Here is a 24991-nt window from a genome sequence, read left to right as displayed (position 1 = left end):
GACAGAGCAAATTTTAATGTTATAACCGCCACACGCTTCATATATGTGATGAAGCATGCCCAGATAGCTCAGGTGGTAGAGCAGCGGACTGAAAATCCGCGTGTCCGTGGTTCGAGTCCGCGTCTGGGCACCGTTTTATTTTGAGTGGTACAATATCACCGGTCATTAAATTAATTTTATTTTTTTATCCACCTGACAGTCTGTCCCTAATTGCTTAATTGAAAATGCTAGATGGGTCTCTAAACAAGCTATTGAAATCTACGACTTATGTTCTCTAAAAAACAATTACTGACAAAAAAACCTTACACACCAAAGATTCGAAACTTAATAATAATTCCATAAATAAAATATCAAATTTGTAAAATCTGTATTACTGTACAGATAACCATTAAAAATATCTGTTTTGGCTAAAATTACGAATCTTCAAAATTACCCTACAAAAGGGTTTGAGAGATTATTTTGTTCCTATCATTCATTATTTATTTTCCAATATCCTTAATTATTATCTATTTTATTTAGCGTCATACAAGATTATATAAAATTTTTTATATTCTTATTGATATTATTCCATTCGTTGTCACAACAGGATTATGGTTGTGATATTCATTTTGATTATTCAGTTTTTAGGTGGACTGCTAGGGGGGAAACATTGCGTTTAGTTCCAGAGGTTATTGCTTGTTTTATACGTATTATAAAAAATGTAAGCACTAAAATATTTCATGAAAAAATTTTGAAGAATAAAACGAACAAGAAGTTTTACAATTTTTTGGACCCTTTATTCACCACATTTTTCTCTCTCTCTCATACGTTAGCAATATTCAATCATTGTCATACGATACAGATGGGTTCCCTTTACGAAAAAGAAATGTCTAAAGATTTTTTCAGTCCTATATTTGTTTATATAAAGCCACAACCCAAAAATCTTTTTTGGTTGTGATATGAACTCTCAAAACTTTCAGAAATCCCCCCATAGTTTTTTCCTAAACTATTATAGACTTACAATCATTTTTCTTTCAACTTCTGATATTAGTTCTTTAATGCAGATGTTACCGAAAACTATAAAGTTACTAAAAATGATTACATGATTGGAAAGACAAGAGATCGAATTCTGCTATTTATTTCTCATTGAAAATAAGAGAACTTTAATTTCAATGAAGAAATTAATTGCAATCGGAACTAGATATTTTTTCTCCTAAGGTAAAATACAAGCTGTCGAATATGGCAAAAATCACATCCTATTAATCAAAACCTGTTAGAATGATAACAATAAAAAAACTTATCCAAATGGCTTTCACATCTGCTTCGATTCATTTTCATTATTCTTTGGAAGAAACTTTTGCTAATAATTTCATTTTCCTTCTCGCGAATAACGCTATGAAAAATTCTGACACTACACCAGTTTACTACATTCTAAAGTAATTATCCATTCTCGAAGACATTTGCAGATCTCACTGCTATGACAATAATAATCAAAAAACTAGCAGCGACCGATCTTGCTGCGCTCCTCCTTCACGCAAGAACAGTCGCAAAATATTAATTGACTCTAAAATAAAGGAACAAATCTTTCACTTACTGTTTTGATTATTGGTTATATTGATCAGTTAAAACTTTCCTCGGATCCTCTCCATATTTGTTATCCTTGTGCTCTCCATCTTTAAAGAGAAGAAATAATGAAAAAGCGATAGAAGAAAATAATAAAGTTAGAAAAAGAAAAGGTAATAAAGCTTGAGGAACAGTAACTTTAAAAAGAAACATTTTGAGCAAAACAAACAGAATTATTCCGGCCATGATGTACTTAAATACTATAGAAAAAATCACCCAAAGACCTGAATAACCTATATCATGTATCCGTCTTATAGACATAGATAGGTCAATATACATTCTGAACAATTGTATTAGACAGACAAAAACGACGACAAAACTGAAATCACTGAAATCATGGAAATGCAACCTTTCTGAAAAATATAGTGAATATAGTAAATCTAGCAGTACCAGCATAGAATACAAAATAATATGAAATATAAACCTGAACCAAAAATATTCAGCACGCATTGCACGCCCGTTCCATCGAAATGAACGTTTTAACCCATAATAAAACCATCTAAATCCACTATACCATCTCAATTTTTTCATTTTAGTATCCTAAACTCTCAAAATTTGCGAGTAAGCGCAATCATTTCGGTGACTGTTTCTTTTCACAAAACAACCTACCGCTCACTTCTTTTAACCATCTTTAAAATTGAATAATACGACGCCAAAGGTATCTCTTAAGTATCCTTTGCCTGAAGATGTAAAAAAACAGTCAATATCCCCTTTTTAATGCTGTAATCTTCTTTGCAATTTCTACACTATATCGCATAAAATCGCTCGCCATATTTCATAATGGCAACAAGACCAACTCCTTGTATCTTATTTAAATCTTATCCCAAATCTCGATCCATACTAATCAACCCATTTACCATAAGATAAAACTTCACTCTAATGATCTCTATAACAAAGACTTGTCTGGAAATACCCCACCGTAAATGCCTCAAAAACTGTTTCCTGATGACGTGGTATATTTGTATTTTCACGTATTTTGAAGAATACTTTCCTTCATTCACTCATACCAACGAACTCCTTATTTTCAGATAAATAAGAACCATTATATATAATAATAATGACTATTTATGTAAAATAAAAATAATGTATATACAGTAATTTTTACAATTTAATAATTTTTACTAAAGACATTTTTAATAAATATTTATTTTATAATCAATAAACATCAATAACGTAGTTACATTACATAATGTGTACAATTTTAATTGTTAATTATGCATCATATTAATACTGTTGAATTAAAGTAAATACTCTCTGAAAAGTATTCAAAAATAGTTGATGATGCTTAGAACGATTTTCAGTTCTGTATTTTGGAGCATTAAATTGGAGAAGATGAACAATAATGATATGGTTTACAGATACAGTATACATCTTTTTAGAGCTAACGCTCGGTACGAACGACTTTTTTTGATTTGTTCGTACAGCTTTCACATCGCATTTATGTCTTCTGATCGATTTTCGGACGCATTGTTGCTAATGGTAAAAATAACATGAGTGGCGAATCTGACAAAGCAATGAAATCATAATATCTGTCAAAAGTAGAGACGCCTTCATCTTTTGCATCCACGACTCAAACAAAAGCAGCAATTTCAGATCGAACTACTCGATCGAACGCATCAGCCAAAAACGCTTCACCAAGTCTGAAACCTTTAAAAGTCAGATCAACAGAAAAACGACCTATACGAACAGCAGGAACTGCTGGATAACGTGAAAATTTTTTACTTACATCGAGCGGGTAAATCGGACAGCACCAAGCCTGCCGAAGCTAAAGTACAATATAGCCTGCGATGCGATGCTCATCGGCCAAAGCGAAAAAGCAGCTGGCTACACGACAGCAAATATCTTGAGTCACTTGCTCTTGTAGATAACGATTTAGTGGTTCGGACGCACAATCGAATGCTGCATGGTTATGTGATGTACCGAGTAAAGTTAATAAAAAAGATTTATTGCTCATTCAGTACACAAAAATTTATTGCGACAAAAAAACTTTCTTCAAAGCTAGTGAATAATTTAGGCGAAAACATCCAATGCTTATGCAAAACATTCTTGATCATTTTAGGATAAACAAACAATATCCACTTGCTCAATTGTGCAATGAGCAGCGTCAGGAACAGTTTTACCTTCAATCTCATTGTTTCTTTAGGAATTGAATGTAATTTAGAATTTAAGTAGGGAGTATTAGTGCTTGCAAATATGTTATTATTCTCCATATCCTGAGTAGAATACAATTTACCGTACAATTCAAACCAAAATGAACTTATATAAAACTTTGCTGTACACAGCAAATACGCTACTTTGGGTTAGCCGAGTTGCACGTCCACATACCCATAAACAATCATGATTATAAAAATTTCAAATACACTATTTCCATTTTATACATGAAAAATATAAGAATAAGAAATGGTTATCTCGAAAAATACCCACTTTGCTGAACATATAGTCGAAAATCACCCTAGCTCTATATTCCTATCACTCTCATTACTTAAATTTGACTATAAAAAAGATATATCAATATTGCAGTTTTAAAAGGAAGGATAAGCCAAAGATGGAACTTTATTACAATGTAAGAGTCAGTTTTTTAAGTCGATTTGATTTATTATATAATAAACTTATACTGTACATCATACGTAAAGCTTTTACTCACACGTATTAGCTTAGCAACCCACAACAAAAAAAGGTCACGGTCTTCCTCCTCCCATTAATGCATATTTCTTGTGTGGTAGTTAGTCTAGTTAGCAGAGCCGTTGATCTAGCTTACAAAGGTGATTTTTAAACCAAAAAGATGCATGTCATGGAGTTTGGTCCGTTAAATGGAGAAAACAAACCCCTATGGAAAATACTTTTACTTCAAAGAGTATCTTGTTCAATATGATATTCATGTCTTGGATAAACCAGATATTTTTTCTCCAATGAAAAGTTTCTCTGATAACAACATGTGCAATATTGCAAAACATATCAATTTTATACCATTTTAACTGTGAGTGCGAATAACTGTGATATATCGTATCAATAATTACTCTAAGCTATTCCTATAATCTGCATCTTTGTGCTTCGTATTCTCTTCTGTATCTATGATAGCTATCCAATTGAAAAACCTTATATAAGGGAAGCATATAATGGCAAAAAAACAATAGCCAAAACAAACAAAAGCTTATAGTATTCTTTTCATGTATATCTTTGTATACTCGTTCTTTTAAATCCAATTATTGATAGAAATTCCCACTATAAGCCTAATAACCCCTACACCGAACAACACTTCTTTCGCGCTCCGGCATCATTATCTTTTTTCGCGCTCCGGCATCATTATATTGTGAACCTCTTTCAAATCTAAACAAAAATTAGGATATTTTCGAAGCCACTCTGGTTTATGCACCATATCATGAAGCGCACGACGCCTTTCATTTTCCAAGCTATATCCTATAGACTCCATATATTGTTTTACAGATTGCATGAGCTCTTGATCTGTTGAAATCATTATGGTGTTCACCCAATTAAAATGTAAGTCTTTCCAACCAAAATCTCTACGCAGCACCTTGCCTGTATTAGTGTCCAATATATCTTGCGCCAATTTGCATGCAAAAAACATTAAGTGACGGTCTCTTGAAACATCAAAAACCAAAAAATAGCCGTTATGACCTCGAATACCCATATACTCCCTTGCTATTTTTAGCTTCCTCGCATGTTCTCCTGGCGCATATTCTCTCTTTACATATGCTCTATATGCTTTATCGTACCCCTCCAGATATGGACTAGGTTCAGAAGAATAAACAAAAAAATGTGGAAGAAACTCATTTTCTACCTCTGAAGAGCAAGCGTTCTTTACTCCCCAAAACGATACAGTTTGTAATATAATAGCTATAGTCAATAACACTATTCGTAAGGGAAAATACATTAACTCTATCTCCTAAGCCTTATTTCAAAGCAGCTATTTTAAAGATCACTTTTTGACCATTATGCAAACTCTTAAAACTCTTAGATAGTCTTAGAGGTTACTCTTAAAACTTAAAATAAATCTCTACCATCTCATCTTGAAATCATAATAAAATTTATTGAATCATAAAAACAACAAATGATCTTCTTATGATTGTATCTTGTTCGATAATGGTATTTAACACGTGAATTAATTAGGTATTCCACCTAGCCGGCAATCAAAATTGCCTTTAATATTTTGAATATAAAATCTACCTTTTGAAGGTGAAAACAGCCAGTTTGCTACGACATAGAAAGGAACTCGACAATAGTGATAGTAAGTGTGCTTCAAAAGCACCACTACATAGCTTTGTTGCGGCTGATAACAAATACGGTGAACAAATGAACTCACTGTGGCTTGGCATTGGAAATTACTTAAATTTACTAATCCGTGGTACTTCACATTCACTGTTTCAGCTGAAGCAACATTTGAAGCTAAGATGACTCCTATCAAAACAAAAAATATTTTTTTCATATTACTTTTCCAAAGTAAAATTAAGAACGATTATTTTATAAGTATTTGACTTTTATTTTGAATCTGATTCTCTGATCACGTGGTGTTACGAAAATGAGCCAACCATTCCACCAAATCTCATAAATACTAAACTCTATTTATCACAACGGGTCGTTAGTTATCATAATATATATATTGATAAAATTATAAATAAAATTTATTCACACATTTCTTTGAATATTTTAAAAGGGGGACTTTTAATAACATACTGTTTTATAAGAAATTAAAGCGCTAATCATGAATTTTACACACGCTATAATTTGCAGATTATATTAATTAATTATGTATGGTATTTATGAATTTGATGATAATTATGAAATGATTTTTAGACAGCTCTTTTGATAATTGCTAGAGTATTTCAATCCTATTTGAGAGATAACACTACTTTATTTTTTAGAGTATCTTATAAGGAATAGAAAATGAAATAAGCAGGACAAGAATGCTTCAAATCAGTAGCGCTATTGTATTCTTAGTTTCTGAAAATTTAACCATGATCTCTTTGTTGAGATTATACAACAACATCTCTTCAATCATCTAAGATGCTGAAAAAAATTTTTATATAAGGAAAAGACATATATAGCTTCTATAGACAGATTAAAAATGGAATACATGGTGCACAATGAAAAAGAACTAAAAATATCGTAAATACTATGTAGGCTAGCAAATTAAATTACCCTTTTTCTATAAACCATCGACACAATATTCTTTCCCCTGAATATAGGACTCCTCTACAAGAGCTATAGCGGGATTTCCTGCGCTATCATCCATAAACTGCTTGACCATTTGCTCATCATGGATCATCCTCGTCTTTTCGCTACCAGTGCTGTTAGTAAGCTTGATTACAAATGGAGTGCAACGACGAAGCAATATCTCCATACAAAGTCCAACGAAATACATACACATTGATCATAGACAGGACACAGTACTTGTGAGTAATGATTTTTGAAAGTACTTATCTCGAAAATGTAGTGGTAAACTATAGGACTAGCTCCAGGAAGTTACAGGTAGTTCAGGATAATTTCTGCTGTAAATATTTCTTATCATGATGAGTGATGACACTAACAATTATTGATAGGAATATTTTGAGCTGATAGCTGATAATTCTGAATACTTCCTGAGCATCTTCTAAATTATCAACAAAACAATGCTGAAAATCATCAATACCATGTTTTGATTTTATAATAATGATAAATAGCTTAAATCCTCTTTGAATTACTTGCTTTACAAGCGATGCACAATATTTAAAATACAAAATGTATTTATTGTTCATTTCACTAACTCTAACGCATATATATAATGGATGCCTTAAAGGGTATCGTTCGAATAAATTTCTGTAATACAAAATTTTTTTCAACACACTTACATCGAATAACAACATCAATCATAGAAATCAGTAAGCCGTGAATATTTTCACGTGCTAAGTTATTTCTGCTGTTACTCTCTTTTACAAGAAGTATCATTTGTTCAAAGGTTGCTAAAGTTGATGAAGTGTGGACAGTTGTTATCAATCTAGGGTGATCAGAGTTAACATTGCAGATATAGTAAAAAGCTATACCATAACGTGATTTTTGCAAAAATATTCTATTTAGCCGTATAGGCAATACAGATTCTCGTAGTTCTTTAGCTCTAGCTTTTGAGAATTCTTGATTGTTTTTTGAACAAAAAAGCTGTGGTTTGTTTGAGTGTGTGTGACTTAAATTTTTATATAAGTGCACCTATTTTTTGTGCTTACATTGATAACCTTATAAAACAGAAATTAAAATAGGAATTCAACTATTTTTATATCGTACTTTTTTTGTAAAATAGAACGAAAAACATCCCAATGGTAGCAAATACACTCTGCATAAAATATATAAGCTGTGCTGAAATACCATAAGTATCTGTTGTCATAAATAGATATATACCAAGGATAAAGCAGCCCGCGATGCCATTAAACGTCGCTTGAAGTCTTCCTTGATATTCAGAACTACAATACAGCTGGGACAAAGAAATAGAAAGAGCCCAACTCGAAAGCCCAACTCCAATCATGAAATAAACAGGGAAAACAATTAAAATATTTGTATTCAATGACAAAATAATAAGCCCTATAATTATAATTGCTAATAAAATAGCGAGAGTTTTTCTTATGGATAAAATTTCACAAAGTATTGGAGAAAAAATAGCTCCCGTAAATATGCCCAATGAATACAGCGCTTCTAATATAGCAAAAATTTTTGTATCAGCATTTAATACTTCTCGTGTATAAGGAACAAGTACGATAGGGATTGTCATCAAAAGAACCATGGTTATCATCTGGTTCATATAAGGCACAAAAAGCACCGGATTTTGTCTAAAATAATTGAGTGATGATATATAACTATCCCACCATCTTTGTTGATTTTCACTTTTATTTTGCGTGATACCGAATCTTGTCATAACAATATTAAAAAACCCCGCAATTATAAAAAATATACCACCTATCAAAAGAGTTGCTTTTATTCCTGTATATGCAAGTATAAATCCACTTAAAGCCATACCTGCTATTGTGCCAAGTTCATAAATCATATCAATAGTCGCATTCGCATTGATTAGGTGATCCTTCGGAATAATATTTTGGATAAAAGGGACAGCTGACGATATATAAAGAGAGGAAAAAGTACCCAAGAGAGCGTATAGATATATAAATTTTATTTCTATACCAAAATGCCAGAGTGTTACCCAACTCACGATTACTAAACCTCTAACGAGATTTGAAATGATAATTTGTGTTTTACGATTATATCTATCTGACAATATGCCTAAAATAGGCGCAAAAATAATACTAGGCACCCATAGAAAAAACATCATACGCGCTACGCCATTGATCGAATTGGTCTGATCATAGGCTAACCATGACAAGGATATATAATTTAGCCCATTGCCAAATGTAGCAAACAAACCACTTAGGGAAAAATAAAAAAACGCTCGGTTATCGAATAATACCAAACGTTCTTTTAATTTTAAAATTAACATAAAATCCCCTCCTTATGCTAATCTCATGCAGTATATGGTGGTTTAACGCTATAAAAATGTAATTTTATACCTTATTTCATAACTTTGAAAAAGCGATCTAAAAAAATTTTCTGGTTATTCTTAGTAATTAGCTTATTAGGAAAATCGCGATAACGGATAGAATAACTGAAATTAGTGAATTTGAAAAACAACTGACTGATTTGGATGCTGATTTTTATTTTTTTTAATTCTTTAAATGAAGATGACTATCCTAATGAAATTGTATAAGTGATTGATATCGTATTAGTTTGGCATGCAAAATAATAGAAAAAACAGCTCCGAAATTAGGTAAGTGTAAAATAGCAGAGCGATTTGGTATAGGTTATAACCAAGTAGATTATAAAGCGTTTAGAAAGCAGAGTATTGAATTTTCTAATAACCCCTTCTTATTAGATGAAATAACTGATACCGCATTAACCATGATTTTGAAAGGTTGCAGACAAGTATCCAGATATAATAATTTGGCAAAAAATATGATAAAATATGGCAAGAAAATAATCTTAAAACATTCCATCCAAAGCATAAAACCATTGGATTGATTAGCTTAAGTAAAATAGGAAAAGCAACACTAGAGCGATTAAAACCTTTTGGGTTCTCAGTAATTGTTTATGATTCATACATTGATGAAGATCTAGCCAAATCACTCAACTTCAAGCTTCTAGAGATATTAATATCTTTTAGGAGAATTTGATATAATATCACTGCACTACCTTCTTATAGAAAAATAATGGGAATTGTAATTCAGAATTCCTAACAAAAATGAAGAAAAATGGTCTCTTAATGAACACAACAAGAGGAAAAATTCTGAGAGATTTTGATTGTTTAGAAAAACATCTAAGCAATAATTCTGCATTCCATGCTCTACTTGACGTTTTACCCGCAAAACCACTCAGTGACCATCCTTTAATTAAGGCTTGAAGAGACAATGCTAATGGGTTATCACCGCGGTTGGTGATTAATCCACACCATGCATATTTTTCAGAAAACTCACATATCGATATGAGAAATGATGTTGTTTCTACAGTTATATCTTATATGTACAAAAAGAGAATGAAAAGTTTAGTAGTTTCTTATGATTCATAATATTTACTGCGTTGGACGCAATTACATTGAACATACCCATGAACTGGGCAATGCTATTGAAGATGAACCAATTATATTTAGCAAACCGAATAGTTCACTAGTCGTAGGAAATCAAATTCATCTCCCTGATTTTTCTAAAGAAATACATTTCGAAACTGAAATTGTGCTTAAAATCTCAAAAGATACTTTTATAGTTGATGAGATAGAAGCCGAAGAATGCTACAATACTATAGCTGTAGGTCTTGATCTAACTGCTAGGGATTTGTAAACGAAATTGAAAGAAAAAAAGCTTCCTTGGCTTTTGTCTAAAGGATTTAAAGGAACCGCATACGTCTCTGATTTCATCAACAAAGAAGAAATAAACAACCCTATAACTTTTAAAATGAAACTGAATGGTAAGACTCGGCAACTTGGTAATACTAAAAATATGATATTTAGCTTTGGAAAAATAATATCATTCCTGAGTAGCTACATTCAACTAAGAAGCGGAGATATAATATATACAGGCACTCCGCAGGGAGTGGGAAAACTTTCTAAGTTTGATGAAATAGATTTATATATCGAAGATAACTTAATTTCAAAAATAAAAGTCAAATGAATCATCAAATACTAGCCTTTTTCATAGTTTCATTTTTTTTAGTCATATCACCTGGACCGAATATGGCTTTTATAATTGATCGTGCAACTAGATTGGGAAAAAAGAATTCATTTGCTAGCGTTATAGGATTATGTACAGCAACATACGCACATGGGACATTTTCCATACTAGGTGTATCAGCAATTATTCTTAATAATAAAACGCTATTTTTTTTAGTAAAATTAATGGGTGGCTGTTATTTATTATATATGGGAGTTAAATCGTTTAAATCTGGAATTAACAGCTTAACTTTAAAAAATGTAACACAACAAAATGACAATAATACTAAAGATAAAGAAAAGTTGCTTACCAGTTATGTGGATGGTTTTATGACACAAATATTAAACCCAAAAGTATTAATATTCTATATAGCAGCCTTCCCAAAATTTTTATCTTTTAGCGATAGTATTAAAAAGGGATTTGAACTTGTAACGATACATTCTTTCAACATATTTGCATGGTTTACTTCGATAACCATTTTTATATCATTTGCTAGCGCTAGTTTAAAAAAGCAAAAAATAAAAGGATATATTAATATAGCAACAGGAACAGCTTTATTTCTATTTTCTTATTTTATTTTCTTCGGATAACTTTAGCTTTTGATAATAAATTATACGGCTGATAGATAAATCCACTCTCATTTGCGCTGTTTATCGCTATGAATATGAAATTTCTGTCCTCTATTCCTACAATTCATCCTGTTTTCTCTTATATAGCTGAACTCTGAGAATCTAACGATTAATTATGCAAAAAAAATTTAAAGCGAAAAAGATATTAATCCTAAAACACAAGTTGTCGATTTAATATTTAGTATAGATGCCAGATATATAAGCACTAATTTATGATATTGCTTAAACAAATATCCCAATTTTGCAGAGACCTAGAAACAATATACGATATAATTGAATCCAAGGTAGACTCTATAAATGATTTAATAACCAAAATATTTACGGCAAGTATTAAGAATAATCCGCAACGCATTCGTCAGATATGGGAGCAACTCATCTTCTATAACCAGATATTATAGCGCAGCTTGCAGATTATGTTGGCGATATAAACGTTGGTCTTTTGCAATAACGTTTTTCACAGCTAGAAACTGTTCTGTTACCACTTTATCCATTTTTCTCTTGCTGATCATCAGAAGATGAGAACATTTCGTTATAAATTGCCTCAGATAAGTTTTTTGCACATAAAGAGTCGTTTTGATTTGCAAATATCATTATGCAGCATTGTATTTAACAAACTTTGACAAATGTCAAATTATAAAACCTAGATTATTCATTAACCTTTTTGGGTATCAAATTTACAAAATTGAAGTTTTGTTATAGTAGATATTGCCATATTTGTAATAAGATAGGAATTTATGTGTATCTTATAAAATAAGGTATTATTTAGCTTTATGAGCGCTGTCGGTGAGGAAATGGCTAGTATATTAACATTTGGTTTTTTGTTTAATGGCATAAGAATTCTGACAGGTGCCTTCATTGTGTTTTATATGCTTGAAAAAGGATTAACTATTGTCGATATAGGTATAATTAAGTCATTTCAAGCTTTTATTATGATGGTTACAGATATTCCTCTTGGATATTTTGCAGATAGAAAAAGTTATAAAATATCTATAATTTTGGCGTCAGCTTTTTCAGCCACATGGCTATTTCTTATGGGGATTTCTAATGGCTTTTACGGCATTCTTTTGGCAGAATTTTTTAATGCATTATCACTTACATTGATTGCTGGTGCCTACAATGCTCTACTTGTTCAATACGCAAAGACAAAACTTACGTCTACTAAAAAGGTACTTGGTTCCAGCTCTCAATATAATTATGTTGGCATGTTTATATTTAGTTTGGTAGGCGCATATTTTGCTGATTATTCTAGTCAATATATATGGTACATATCTGCGTTTTTAATGATGATTACGACACTGTTTGGTTTGTTTTTTTTAGATGATCTAAAAGGAAAGAAAAAAACAGAACAGGCGAACTCGTTAATTTCTGATACAAAAGAGATGTTATCTATTTTTATTAAAATTCCTTATATATCTCTATCTTTTTATTTTTTACTTATCTTTTTTAATATATTTTCGCAATATTGGCAGTGGATATTTAAAGATTACAATATTAATGTAACTTATTCTTATCTCGGTGTGGTATTTTCTCTTATATTGCTTTCCCAGCTACTAGCGAGTTTTTTATTTACAAAACTGAATGAGAGAATGAATTTTATTTTACTGCTGTTTCTTTCAGCTTTTATGATTTTTACGGTTACTTTCTTTTATCCAAGAAAAGAGATTGCTGTTATTTTAATATGCATGATTTTTTATTTAATTAAATTCACATCCCTTCGTGCAGAAGTTGCTCTACACGATAGTATTGGTGATAATCTCAGAGCCACATACGAATCTTTTTTGTCAACTGTTGTAAGACTTAGCTTATTGGTATTTTTTTACCTGAGTGCGTATATGGTAAATATATTTGGCTTTTTGTCATTAGTTTACATTTTTGGTATATTTGTGTTTGTATTTATTTTTTGCGGTCCTTTTTTAGAAGAAACCTTTAAAAAGCTTCAACGAAAATATTAACTTATTATTGTCACTGTTTCATTCTTCCCAGTAGGCTGGTAGATCAACTCACATATCACAGCATTATTAATTAGTTAATTTTTAATTTGTTTTACATTTAATAAAATGACAACAAACACATTTCCCTTTCTTATTGCATTCAACCATGAAAAATTCTCTTGTTAGGGTTGGCGTAAAATGATATCATTTCAGCATTATAGTTCTCATGTTCAGCAACTTTAGCAGTGCTAAAATAAAGTCTCTTTTTAAAAAAATTAAATTTATGTACTGCAAAGGTATGATTTAATTTTTTCAAAGATACTTCAAAGCTAGTTTCTAGGATTTTAAAGATTTTTTTAAATTTTCAAAGACTTTTCAAAATTTCCTTCCCATTTTACCGAAATGAGTCTCTACACTTGCAATTGGTCTTGTCGAAGATGAAACATTTATTTGCAGCAAAAAATGGAAAAAAATACATCAAAGAAAGTTTTGGAAGTCTGTTTTGAAATGCTTGTAACGCGACTGGTATTAAAAAATCAGCACATGGATTAAGAAATTAGCAGCAGCACGAGCCGAAAATGCAAATGCAACGGTCGCATAACTCAAAGCACTTTTGGGTGGAATAGAAGATAAAATAGCATCTCTTTACCCAAAAAACGCTGACCACAGAAGTCTTGCCTTTGAAGTGATAAAAAAGCTCCAAAGACATGGAGGACCACCTCTTAAAAAACTTAACAGAATTAATAGTCGCATATTTTCTTCATATTGAGTTAACATATTTATTTTATTGAAAAATTTTATACAGTGTCTGGGCATTATCCTCTTTATTAATTGTCGTTAATTACACACAATCTATTAATTTTTATTTTCGACATAAAAAAGATTAAGAGAATAGTACTTTGAAATTTGTTTTGACAATGTTTCGCGAGCAAAAACTTTCTTTTAAGGTGCGTATTCTGTAAAATATTTTGCGTTTAAAAGTATTTCTACTTCTAAAAACTTGAAAACTGAAAAAATCTTTTTGCTTCATTACTATTCTTAAGATGCGATACAAATTTGCTTTCGATATATGTTATAATCACATTATATTAATGGATATTATCTGTATTAAAGCTACTTAAGAATAATAGAGATCATTGAAATGCGAGAAAACAATTTAAAACGGACTATTTAGCTTTTAAAATTGACAACACATTCTCACAAAATCCTATTGTATCGAAACCTTTGCTTAATCTGCTCCGTTTAGTCTAAAACTTTGTAAGACTGAAAACATTGATAAAAATTTAAAACAATGAGAGCTCTTTTTGCTAAAACATAAAAGTCATTTTTCTTTTTCAGCTAAAGGACAGCTCTTAAACTCAGTTAGTATACAACAAAAAAACACTTATCTGGAATAAGTAAAATATTTTAGTTTTTGCAAGATCACCAAAATTATTCTGATGATATCGAAAAAATTGATGATCTCACAATCGTAATCACTCTTATCCGTAAGTTTTTTCTTATGAATTAGATAGATTGATTATAAGTATATGTCATTTATATACACAGACATGATCTATAATCTCTTATATTAAGAGTTAACATAAATTCTTTCACTCACAAATGATAAACACTTATAAAAAGATAAAATATATTTTTGCTACAAAAATTATACAGAAAAACACTATAATGTATTTTTTTTACAACTTGAACATACTTAAGAAAAAATTATAGAAATACACAGCTAAACCACAATAAACTTGTTTCATTTTACTAAACCCCGATCCAACCGCCTTCCAAGGGGCACTATAAGTAACTGTAAGTGACGAATGTGATGATGAAACAACTTTATTTAATAAAATTTCATCATGGGTATTATAAAGCAAAGCTTTACTAAAATCTGTAGGATTAATGATAATAGGAGCTGATCCTTTAATATCAGTGCATTCAGATGCGTTTACAACAGAAAAAAAACCAAAAATAACAGTGAATATAATAAAAAAATATTTTATGTTCATAATTCACCTATATAATTTATTTTAATTTTTAAAATACATAGTGAATTTAACATAATTCTACTTATATGTATATAGTGATAATTATTATATATTATAAAAATAGTTTGTTTATTAAAAATAATGTCTTAGTATCACTTTGATTATATTGTGTTACTTAAAATACATTGTTTTCTGCAATTATATAGGAATTTTATACTAATATCTTGCGAAAAAATGGCATAAATACAAATTATTATTTTTTATAAAAATATTATTTGCTCATATATAATAACTACAGTCTGCGTTTAAAGTATCAATTTAAATTCATACTATATTTATTATCATCTCATTAAATAATAAATTATAAAATATATAACGAAAATTCAGGTGTCATTTTACGATAATCACTTCAATAATGCGTCATATATTCTCTTTATTTTGCATATTTTTTCAATTTAAAATGCAATAAATAATACAAAGAACCTCGCACATTATTCTTCTTTCACCTCAATAAAGCATGATACAAATTTTTATAAAAAGTAAAAATATTTTTTGGAGGGTGAAATAAGAGGAACGGATTTCTTAACTGTAAGAGCAATAGAAGACGCAATCAGTACCTTTAAAAAACCGCTTATTATAAAACCCATTGAAATCATTAAAGCTTTCAGTAAAGAAATTTTAGTAATATAAGCCATCCATGGTACTCCAAAAAGATATACAACTCCAATGCCACCTATAGTATTTATTACAACTAATATAATAAAATTTAACCGATACCAAAATAGCTCAACCATAAAACCAATAAGAAACGCAGCAAATACAAAACCTATGAGATAACCGCCCCCTGCTCCTAAAAAAGCGCCTATACCTCCACGCCCACCAGCTAATAAAGGAAAACCAGCTGCAACAAGAACAAGGAACAGAATTGATGCTAAAGCCCCTCTTTTGGCGCCAAGTATAGATCCTACTAACATTGGTCCCATAGACTGGGCTGTAATTGGGATACCTTGCAAAAAAGGGAAGGTAATAGGTGGGAAAAGACCTAAAATTGCATAAATAGCTGCAAATAAGGCAATATAAGTTAAATCTTTTACATTCATTAATTATCCCCTTTTGATAATCCCCGTATCATCATTACACTGATAGCCAATGTCATGATTATAAGAACGTATCTTAAAAAATCTCAGACCCCTCTGAAATAAACCTAGTTTTTCCTATAATTAAACACAAAACACTGCAAGAACAAAAGTACTGACATTAAATCATATACTCATTGCACTTTGAGCATTTTATTCAATCATCTATTAACTAGAATAAATCTGTAAGACAAAAAAGCTCAACATATTATAGTTTTCTGTACTTGTCATATCATTCTATGCAAAGTTCTCTCCAGAATAAGATTTACTTTTTTTTATAGGAAATAAGAGGAACAGACTTCTTAGTTGTAAGAGCAATAGAAGATGCAATGAGCACTTTTAAAAAATCACCAATCATAAAGCCTGAAGAAATTATTAAAGCCTTCAGTAAAGTGATTTTATTGATATAAGCCATCCACGGAACTCCAAAAAGATATACAATTCCTATACCACCTACAGCATTTATTATAACCAATAGGATAAAATTTAACCGATACCAAAATAACTCAACCATAAAACCAATAAAAAACGCAGCAAATACAAAACCGATTAGATAACCACCTCCAGCTCCTAAAAAAGCACCAAGACCTCCATGCCCACCAGATAATAAAGGAAAACCAATTGCAACCAAAACCAGGAAAAGAATCGATGCTAAGGACCCTCTTTTTGCCCCAAGGATGGATCCTGCCAACATCGGTCCCATAGATTGAGCTGTAATAGGAAGTCCAAGAAAATAAGGAAAGTAAAGAGGAGGAAAAAGTCCTAAAATTGCATAAATAGCTGCAAATAAAGCAATATAAGTTAAATCTTTTGTATTCATTAATTATTTATCTGTCATATATTTTTTACCATTACGAAAACTTATTCAATATCGCCGTCATAAGAGCGTGCATCCAAAGCTTCAGCAACTTCTGAAGCCATTTTGATAGTACGTATCATTAAAGGCATTGCAAGAGCAAAAACATTAGTATCAAGCCCACGTGCCCGTTGTGCTTCACGTATTTCATTAAACTTTTCGCTAACAACGGGAATAAATCTAATTGTCATAGATAAAACCATACTAAATTTTGATGGATTTACACCAAAGTATCGAAATGGACTAAGCCCCATCTCAATTGAGCTTACCATATCTGAAACTTTAGTTGTTAACGAAACAAGTGATGCTAAAAAAATAAGGGTGAGCAAGCGTAATATAACTTCAAAACCCGTAAGCCAACTATTAAAAATAACCTGAACAAACAATATAAGTCCTAAAAATAAACTTACCGATTTTAACTGTTTTAAAATATTTCTAAAAGGAATCTTTGCAACTATATATAATAAAGCTACAAGCAACAAAAATAATGAAAGCATCGCTATAGATGAAATCATAAACATAATAATTGCATATACGGCAAGAAATACTAACTTAATCCCGGGTTTTAGCCTATGAATAAATGTATTCTGAGGATAATATAAACTAATCAAGACATTTTTCTCATATACTCTTTTATCGCAATAGAAGGTATATCATCAATAGCTATTTCTCCCTTATCAAAAACTAGTACTCTATCAAAGTTTTCAAGAAACTCCAAATCATGCGATACAACAATGGCTGTTTGCGATAATTCTTCTATAACTTGTGCAACACGACGCTTGTTTTTCAAATCAAGTAATGTCGTTGGCTCATCAAAAATAATATAATCTGGCTTCATTGCCACCACCCCTGAGATGGCAATTAATTGCTTTTGTCCACCACTTAATAAATGAACTGCATGGTTTTTAAAGGCTTGAAGATCATAGCGTTGTAAAATTTCGTCTACACGTTCTTTAATTTCATCTTTACTTAGCTTTAAATTTTTGAGCCCAAAAGATAAATCCTCTTCCACTAACGGCAAAACAATTTGGTTATCAGGATTTTGAAAGACAAATCCTATTTTACGCTTAACTGCTTTTGCATCACGTTTTGTATCGAGTCCATCTACACTCACAACACCATCAGATGGCAACTGCAACCCATTGATAAGGCGAACAAATGTACTTTTTCCAGAACCATTCGCACCAATAACTGCTATTCGTCTTTCAGTAAGTCGTACAGTAATATTTTTTAAAACACACAAATCACCAAAGACTTGCGTTACTTTATCAAATTGTATGATACCCAAAGCTTCTTCCAATCAATCTACTTTCTTTATACATTCCCCTTTATCGATACAGCTTAAGCTTATAACTCAAAAACAAAATTAAACACCATATAGGAATAATAACCACTACCAAACTCATATCAGGCATCTGAGCAGGAATATAGGATTCAATAAATGACGTCTTTACTCCTATAATATTAAAAAATTTAGCCATTAATCCGTCTTGCCCAAAACCACTAATAAACATAATGCAAAATAACAATGCAAGAAAGCAGAGACAAAGATAATTAGCATAAGGATATAAACCAAAAGCATAAATCAATGACTTTTTTCTGTGTTTATATGCTTTTCGAAATTTTAAATGAACAATAACAATAATAGCCCAGGTAATAATTGCCGCTGCCGTTGCAAGAGCCATGATACGCATAAAACTATTATGAGGTACAAGAGCATTAACAATAACAATTATTCCGGTACAGAGAGATGAAAAAAAAGTAGCAACATAAGGAACACGAGCATTGTTCAATTTACTAAAAATATGCGGTGCATTTTTTTGTATAGCTAAATTATAAAGCATACGGCTGTTAGAATAAATACTACTATTATAAACTGAAATAGCAGCTATAATAACCACAAAATTTAAAATATGACCTGCTACGGGAATTCCTATAGTTTCAAAAATTGTAACAAAAGGACTACTATTTTTTCCGATCATATTCCATGGGCTTATCATCATAATAATACTAATAGAACCAATATAAAAAATTATAATCCTCCACATCACTTGACGAATAGCTGTTGGAATTGTTTTTTGTGGATTTGATGTTTCTCCAGCAGCAACACCAATAAGCTCTGTTCCACCAAAAGAAAACATAACAACACAAGTAGCAAAAACAAATCCTGTTGCACCATAAGGGAAAAAACCTCCACAATCCCAAAGACGCTGAATGCTCGCTTGATGATCCCCTATTCCGGTAACAATGAGAAAAACTCCAAAAATGATCATACCGACAACAGCAGCAACTTTAATTAAAGCCAAGCCAAATTCAAATTCTCCGTAAAAGCGAACATTAAACAAATTTATCAATGTCACAAATATAAAAACAATCAAAGATGATTTCCAATGGTCGATGAGAACCCAATGATCAAAGTAAAAACCGATAACTGTAAGTTCTGTCATCCCAACAAGAATATAAAGAAACCAATAATTCCAACCCGTTATGAAACCTGCCAAATGTCCCCAATATTTATAAGCGAAGAAGCTAAAAGCACCTGATAATGGCTCTTCTGCTAACATTTCACCAAGCATTCGCATAATAAAATACATGACAAGCCCCCCAAAAAGATAAGCTAAAATAGTTGAAGGGCCTGTTAACTGAATAGATTCGAGTGATCCATAAAAAAGACCCGTTCCAATAACACCTCCCAGGGCAATCATTTGAACATGGCGATTTTGAAGACTACGCTTCAATTCATTGTGCTTTTCCTCAAACATCATTACTCATTACTTTATTAGATTTATATTAAATTTTCATCGGCGGACCAAAAACTTTGTGCATTTTTTTTAATATAAAAACGAATGTAAGTTTCTTTTTTTATTATAATGCAACCACTTATTTTTCTGTACGTTACGCAAATATCCTTTTTTAACTGAAAAGAAAAATATGTTCCGTGCTTTATTTAAATTAATGGCTTTTATTTTCATCACACTGACGATTATAGTATCCGTCATTGATTGCGCACATACTGTGAGTACAGCACATTGGACTATAACCCCTTTCAATGAGATATTAGCAAAGTTACTGCAAACAGATACTTATAGTCTTAATCAGTCTATAAGTAATGCCATGTCCGTTTTCCTATCTTCAACTTGTATTTCTCTCATTTCTTTACCAGCGTGGCTTATTTTGGGCACGTTAGCAATAGTGTTTTGTATCTTGAATTATAAAAAACCGAAGCCTTTTCACAAAGCCTCGTTTACAAAAAGAAAATATATTTGATATTGTAGAAATGTTTCTAAAATTTATTGCATACGCATAGTTGATTATCTTAAAAAAAAATCGCATGTCGTTAGGATAACTTTAAAATCGTTTTACTAATAAGTGCAAACTAAAAATATTTCACAAATTTGATTATAAACGTATACATTATTCTATTAAAATATTAAATTTTTTAATATACCATCCAAACTTTTCTATCGATCTGTAACAATACGAGCAGAATTTTTCAATTCAAATTTTTTCTTAAGCCAGATTCATTTTTAATTTTGTAAAATCTCTTTTTATCAAACATGGTTTTTAACCTATCTTAGATAGAAAAACATTTTCTCTTTTATCTAGTGTCCCGTATTACTTTCACATATATTATGGGCATTAGTATTATTATTCCTTCCATAAATAGCTTAAAAACTTCCCTTTTCTCATCAAAGCTGCAGGTATCTTTATCTATATTATGGATGCTTAATACATGTACTACTCCCAACAGAGCATTCCTTAATACCTCTTCCACAATCAATTATTTCCATAAATTAAAAAAGCATTTTATCAAAATATTACAACGTAAAGATCAAAAATACTATTTTATTTCTTATTTGATAAAACACTTTTTGCATTTCAAATAATTGCTGCACCTTATAAATGATTACGTAATATGCACACTTGCTTTTATACGTCCCTTCAGCTATTACCCTACAGTCAATTTTGTTTGACAAATGTATGATTTTATGCCGCATTAGCTCAGTTGGTAGAGCACATCATTCGTAATGATGGGGTCGCTGGTTCGAAACCGGCATGCGGCACCGTTTTGTTTTGTTGATAAACCTAAGTAAATAGGATAAACTCGACCAAACTTACTCTTCATGATAAATCATTATACATCAATAAAATTAGTATCTCATTATTGCTTATTTTTTCTAAGAAATGACATTAAAGCTAACAATCCTTACCTTAACAGACATATCTATTTTATAATTATGCAAGTCTTATAGGACTATTGATACATAAACAACGATTACAAAACTTGGAAAAATAATTGCTAAACGACATATGATACGATGTACGGTATTGCTTACAAATTTGTATTATTAAAAGAATACCAAATAAACAAAGCAATTCTGCAATGAAAACCAAGTTGGCGTTTAGCAAATTATAGAGTTAGTAATAATGGTATGACAAAAGTTATACTATCATTAAAATAACACATGAAAATATCTGACTGCACCCAGATTACATTAGTCACTTTGGAAAAACTCTTCCCAAAGACACATATACAGATACACACCCATCACGAATTAGCAACATTGATATTTGCTAAGCTATCACGTGTAATTTCTTTAATTGCGCGCGCACCCGTTAACGTCATAGCTACCCGCATTTCATTAGCGAAAAGATCAAGAACGTGCGTAACACCCTTTTCACCCGCTGCAGCAAGTGCATAAACAAAGGCACGACCAATCATGACAGCATCCGCACCTTGTGCAATCATGCGAACAACATCAAGACCAGAACGAACACCAGAATCAACTAAAATAGTCAAATCACCCTTTACAGCATCCACAATTGCTGGCAAAGCCCGTGTAGTTGATAATGCACCATCAAGCTGACGTCCACCATGATTGGATACAACAAGACCATCAGCACCAAATTTCACTGCTTCTCGCGCATCTTGTGGATCAAGAATACCTTTCAGAATCATTTTCCCTTTCCAAAAGTCTCGAATCCATTGTAAATCAGACCAGCCAATTGATGGATCAAAATTTGCACCAAGCCAACCAATATAATCTTCTAATGCAATCTTCTTTTTAAGATAAGCAGACACATTTCCAAGATCATGTGGGCGCCCCATAACACCAACATCCCAAGCCCAATGTGGATGTATCATAGCCTGTAAAATACGACGTACCCCAGCATAAGGCCCAGACATACCAGAATGAGCATCACGATAACGTGCACCAGGAATCGGCATATCGACAGTAAAAACCAACGTACGTAAACCAGCTTCCCAAGCCCGTTCTAAAACATTGCGCATAAAGCCACGATCCTTAAGAACGTAAAGTTGAAACCAAAATGCGTTTCCAACCGCTGCATGTACTTCTTCAATAGGACAAACTGAAACTGAAGAAAGCGTAAAAGGGATACCCTTCGCTATTGCGGCACGTGCAGCTTGCACCTCACCACGGCGCGCATACATACCAGTTAACCCAACAGGTGCCAACACGACTGGCATATCAAGTGTTTTGTCAAAAAGCTGGATAGAAAGATCAACTTCACCAACCTGTTTCAGAATCCTTTGACGCAATGCAATTTTTTGAAGATCTGTACAATTATGTCGTAATGTCTCTTCAGCGTAAGCTCCACCATCAATATAATGAAAAAGAAAAGGAGGAAGCCGACGCTTTGCTGCTTTGCGATAATCCAACGCTGAGGAAATAATCATAATAACACCATTGTTTCTCAATAAAAGGTGCAATGCACCCAAAAACTAATAATCCCCAACCCGCGCATATTCTCTATCAGATATCCTAATAGAGAATTTCATTCAGTAATTACAGGTACAAGAGATTGCAACAAAAAAAGCTGATAACACACAGATACACACTCCTAAGAACTGTAATCAATAACATGCAAACGCACATATTATTGGTATACGCTCAAACATCAAGGTCATATCACTTTTTGTGATTAATGTTCTTTTGAAATGTCTGCTTTAATGACTGATTACAGTTTTGAAGCAATATCCTCTTACAAAAATGTTTTAACAATCTTGTAAGGAGCGTGTGGCCAATGATTAACTTATATCACGAATCCCCCTGTAAATGTTAAAAAGGCCATTAATAAAACTAATCAAACTCGTTGAACGACATGGCAAACTTCTTAGATAATAAAAAAAATCCAGCGGGTTCCCACATGACATTAACTAAAGTTTATAGGAACACACTTTCAAAGTTTACTTAGGGCACTAAGAGAAAATTTAAATACTATAATGGATCAACGAGATAAGTAATTTAAACAAAATTACGCGAATAACATTTAAATGAGAAAAAAATCTGCATATTCAATTTAAAAGTGAGTAATATCTTATATTCATAACAAATAAATTTTTTTAGTGAATCATTTTTCGTATATGACTTTTTTATTAAGTCTGTTTGTAGAGCCTACTTAAAATGCTTAGAAAGCTTTAATCCCTGAGCTTGATAATGTGATCCAACATCATGCCCATAAAGTGCTAATGGTCGACTAAGCATGTGTTCATATACCAAACGGCCGATAATTTGACCATGCTCCAAGATAAAAGGAACTTCATGATTACGCACCTCCAAAACTGCCCTTGATCCCTTTCCACCTGCATCTGTATGCCCAAATCCTGGGTCAAAAAAACCTGCATAATGCACTCTAAACTCACCAACTAAATGATCAAAAGGTGTCATTTCAGCTGCATAAACTGGAGGAACATGGATAGCTTCTCGCGAAACTAAAATATAAAATTCATCGGGATCAAGAACCAACTCACTTTGACCATTATAGTACAGAGGTTCCCAAAAATCTGCAATACGCGCAGCAGCACGTTTGTCAACATCAATAACACTGGTATGGCGTTTAGCACGATAACCAACAAGCCCATTTTCGTTTCCTTTTAAGTTAATGGAAAGACCAATACCACCATTGCTAATATTGGGGAAATCATCTGACACCAGCATTTCATCCTGATGCAAAGTGTACAACTCGCTTTCATTTAAGTAACTTTGCCCCTTGCGAAATCGAAGCTGAGATAAACGCGAACCAGTACGGACAAAAATTGGAAATGTACGTGGACTAATTTCAAGATAAAGTGGACCGTGGTAACCTGTACAAATTTTATCAAATTCCTGAGCATTATCTGTAATTACACGTGTAAAAACATCTAATCGCCCTGTAGAACTTTTAGGATTCGCAACTGCAGACAAAATTTTTGGTAAAGCCAAACTCTCCAAAAGCGGAACAATATAAACACAGCCCGTTTCTAAAACTGCCCCATTCTGCAAATCAAATTCATGCAACTTTAACCGCTCAATTTTATCTAAAACTTTTGCATCACTGCCAGGCATAAAAGACGCACGTATACGATAAGCCTTACTCCCTAAACGCGTATCTACACTTGCAGGTTGTATTTGCGCTGCATCAAATGGCCAAAGAGCCGTTAAAACATCATTGTCAATTAAAGCTCGTATATCACTATCAGCCAAAATACCGCTTATACGCGTCATATTGTCTTGCCTCCAATCTTTACTTCATTTCTTTTTTTGACTCAGATGATTGACTGGTGCAAGTGTCTCAAGCAAGAAAATTGTTCTCCTTAACTTTATTAATCAATTTTCTGCTACAAT

General features: G+C 31.9%; 17 protein-coding genes, 2 tRNA genes and 3 pseudogenes. 8 read left to right on the top strand and 14 right to left on the bottom strand.

The window, feature by feature from the left end; translation table 11 throughout:
* Window positions 1-57 precede the first annotated feature (57 nt).
* Window positions 58-130, top strand: a tRNA-Phe gene (locus tag V4P55_RS06815).
* A gap of 1451 nt (window positions 131-1581) precedes the next feature.
* On the opposite strand, the gene V4P55_RS06810 is transcribed toward V4P55_RS06815, so the two are convergent.
* From V4P55_RS06810 to V4P55_RS06785, 6 genes and pseudogenes are all read right to left on the bottom strand, one after another.
* Window positions 1582-2052 carry a DUF805 domain-containing protein gene (locus tag V4P55_RS06810; RefSeq protein WP_455475074.1) on the bottom strand — a complete coding sequence of 157 codons (471 nt, stop codon included), beginning with the start codon at window positions 2050-2052 and terminating at the stop codon, window positions 1582-1584.
* Window positions 2053-4879: 2827 nt separating this feature from the next.
* Window positions 4880-5467 carry a hypothetical protein gene (locus V4P55_RS06805; RefSeq protein ID WP_455474335.1) on the bottom strand — a complete coding sequence of 196 codons (588 nt, stop codon included), beginning with the start codon at window positions 5465-5467 and terminating at the stop codon, window positions 4880-4882.
* A gap of 255 nt (window positions 5468-5722) precedes the next feature.
* Window positions 5723-6046: a KTSC domain-containing protein gene (locus V4P55_RS06800; protein ID WP_455474334.1), complete on the bottom strand. Its 324-nt coding sequence runs from the start codon at window positions 6044-6046 to the stop codon at window positions 5723-5725.
* 720 nt (window positions 6047-6766) lie between these two features.
* Complete coding sequence (locus V4P55_RS06795) at window positions 6767-6961, bottom strand: hypothetical protein (RefSeq protein ID WP_455474333.1); 195 nt, start codon at window positions 6959-6961, stop codon at window positions 6767-6769.
* 429 nt (window positions 6962-7390) lie between these two features.
* Window positions 7391-7770: pseudogene (locus tag V4P55_RS06790) on the bottom strand (P-type DNA transfer ATPase VirB11); the annotation flags it as partial.
* 94 nt (window positions 7771-7864) lie between these two features.
* A complete protein-coding gene (locus V4P55_RS06785) occupies window positions 7865-9076 on the bottom strand; it encodes an MFS transporter (RefSeq protein ID WP_455474332.1) in 1212 nt (403 codons plus the stop codon).
* A gap of 574 nt (window positions 9077-9650) precedes the next feature.
* Here V4P55_RS06785 and V4P55_RS06780 point away from each other — a divergent pair.
* From V4P55_RS06780 to V4P55_RS06755, 6 genes and pseudogenes are all read left to right on the top strand, one after another.
* Entirely contained in the window at window positions 9651-9806 is a 156-nt protein-coding gene (locus tag V4P55_RS06780) for a hypothetical protein (protein WP_455474330.1), read from the top strand.
* 68 nt (window positions 9807-9874) lie between these two features.
* A complete protein-coding gene (locus V4P55_RS06775; RefSeq protein WP_455474329.1) occupies window positions 9875-10033 on the top strand; it encodes an NAD(P)-dependent oxidoreductase in 159 nt (52 codons plus the stop codon).
* Between the two features lie 154 nt (window positions 10034-10187).
* Window positions 10188-10796 (top strand): annotated as a pseudogene (locus tag V4P55_RS06770) (fumarylacetoacetate hydrolase family protein).
* 62 nt (window positions 10797-10858) lie between these two features.
* Window positions 10859-11425 (top strand): LysE family translocator, encoded by a 567-nt coding sequence (locus tag V4P55_RS06765; RefSeq protein ID WP_455474328.1) that lies wholly within the window; start codon window positions 10859-10861, stop codon window positions 11423-11425.
* An 830-nt stretch (window positions 11426-12255) separates the two neighbouring features.
* Window positions 12256-13416 carry an MFS transporter gene (locus V4P55_RS06760; protein WP_455475073.1) on the top strand — a complete coding sequence of 387 codons (1161 nt, stop codon included), beginning with the start codon at window positions 12256-12258 and terminating at the stop codon, window positions 13414-13416.
* Between the two features lie 361 nt (window positions 13417-13777).
* A pseudogene (locus V4P55_RS06755) lies at window positions 13778-14164 on the top strand (tyrosine-type recombinase/integrase); the annotation flags it as partial.
* A 910-nt stretch (window positions 14165-15074) separates the two neighbouring features.
* Here V4P55_RS06755 and V4P55_RS06750 read toward each other — a convergent pair.
* From V4P55_RS06750 to V4P55_RS06725, 6 genes are all read right to left on the bottom strand, one after another.
* Window positions 15075-15392, bottom strand: coding sequence for a hypothetical protein (locus tag V4P55_RS06750; RefSeq protein ID WP_455474327.1), 318 nt, complete (start codon window positions 15390-15392; stop codon window positions 15075-15077).
* 509 nt (window positions 15393-15901) lie between these two features.
* Entirely contained in the window at window positions 15902-16471 is a 570-nt protein-coding gene (locus V4P55_RS06745; RefSeq protein WP_455474325.1) for a biotin transporter BioY, read from the bottom strand.
* 301 nt (window positions 16472-16772) lie between these two features.
* Window positions 16773-17327 (bottom strand): biotin transporter BioY, encoded by a 555-nt coding sequence (locus V4P55_RS06740; protein WP_455474324.1) that lies wholly within the window; start codon window positions 17325-17327, stop codon window positions 16773-16775.
* A 41-nt stretch (window positions 17328-17368) separates the two neighbouring features.
* Window positions 17369-17974 (bottom strand): energy-coupling factor transporter transmembrane component T family protein, encoded by a 606-nt coding sequence (locus V4P55_RS06735; RefSeq protein WP_455474323.1) that lies wholly within the window; start codon window positions 17972-17974, stop codon window positions 17369-17371.
* On the bottom strand, window positions 17971-18651 hold the full coding sequence (locus tag V4P55_RS06730; RefSeq protein WP_455475072.1) for an energy-coupling factor ABC transporter ATP-binding protein: 681 nt from the start codon (window positions 18649-18651) through the stop codon (window positions 17971-17973). Before V4P55_RS06730 ends, V4P55_RS06735 begins: the two co-directional genes overlap by 4 nt.
* 40 nt (window positions 18652-18691) lie before the next feature.
* Window positions 18692-20128 (bottom strand): amino acid permease, encoded by a 1437-nt coding sequence (locus tag V4P55_RS06725; protein WP_455474322.1) that lies wholly within the window; start codon window positions 20126-20128, stop codon window positions 18692-18694.
* Between the two features lie 1226 nt (window positions 20129-21354).
* On the opposite strand from V4P55_RS06725, the gene V4P55_RS06720 reads away from it, so the two are divergent.
* Window positions 21355-21427: transfer RNA gene (locus V4P55_RS06720), tRNA-Thr, on the top strand.
* Window positions 21428-21912: 485 nt separating this feature from the next.
* On the opposite strand, the gene lldD is transcribed toward V4P55_RS06720, so the two are convergent.
* A complete protein-coding gene (gene lldD / locus V4P55_RS06715; RefSeq protein WP_455474321.1) occupies window positions 21913-23064 on the bottom strand; it encodes an FMN-dependent L-lactate dehydrogenase LldD in 1152 nt (383 codons plus the stop codon).
* 718 nt (window positions 23065-23782) lie between these two features.
* On the bottom strand, window positions 23783-24871 hold the full coding sequence (locus V4P55_RS06710) for a 2'-deoxycytidine 5'-triphosphate deaminase (protein ID WP_455474320.1): 1089 nt from the start codon (window positions 24869-24871) through the stop codon (window positions 23783-23785).
* Window positions 24872-24991 lie beyond the last annotated feature (120 nt).

The organism is Bartonella sp. B30(2025), assembly GCF_053793825.1.
This window is presented reverse-complemented; position numbering and strand designations above follow the sequence as displayed.

Coding starts and splice junctions, on each gene's coding strand:
- V4P55_RS06775 (WP_455474329.1), top strand. CDS start 9,875: ATGAAGAAAAATGGTCTCTTAATGAACACAACAAGAGGAAAAATTCTG.
- V4P55_RS06765 (WP_455474328.1), top strand. CDS start 10,859: ATGGCTTTTATAATTGATCGTGCAACTAGATTGGGAAAAAAGAATTCA.
- V4P55_RS06795 (WP_455474333.1), bottom strand. CDS start 6,961: ATGGAGATATTGCTTCGTCGTTGCACTCCATTTGTAATCAAGCTTACT.
- V4P55_RS06750 (WP_455474327.1), bottom strand. CDS start 15,392: ATGAACATAAAATATTTTTTTATTATATTCACTGTTATTTTTGGTTTT.
- lldD (WP_455474321.1), bottom strand. CDS start 23,064: ATGATTATTTCCTCAGCGTTGGATTATCGCAAAGCAGCAAAGCGTCGG.
- V4P55_RS06760 (WP_455475073.1), top strand. CDS start 12,256: ATGGCTAGTATATTAACATTTGGTTTTTTGTTTAATGGCATAAGAATT.
- V4P55_RS06725 (WP_455474322.1), bottom strand. CDS start 20,128: ATGATGTTTGAGGAAAAGCACAATGAATTGAAGCGTAGTCTTCAAAAT.
- V4P55_RS06785 (WP_455474332.1), bottom strand. CDS start 9,076: ATGTTAATTTTAAAATTAAAAGAACGTTTGGTATTATTCGATAACCGA.
- V4P55_RS06710 (WP_455474320.1), bottom strand. CDS start 24,871: ATGACGCGTATAAGCGGTATTTTGGCTGATAGTGATATACGAGCTTTA.
- V4P55_RS06810 (WP_455475074.1), bottom strand. CDS start 2,052: ATGCGTGCTGAATATTTTTGGTTCAGGTTTATATTTCATATTATTTTG.
- V4P55_RS06800 (WP_455474334.1), bottom strand. CDS start 6,046: ATGAAAAAAATATTTTTTGTTTTGATAGGAGTCATCTTAGCTTCAAAT.
- V4P55_RS06740 (WP_455474324.1), bottom strand. CDS start 17,327: ATGAATACAAAAGATTTAACTTATATTGCTTTATTTGCAGCTATTTAT.
- V4P55_RS06745 (WP_455474325.1), bottom strand. CDS start 16,471: ATGAATGTAAAAGATTTAACTTATATTGCCTTATTTGCAGCTATTTAT.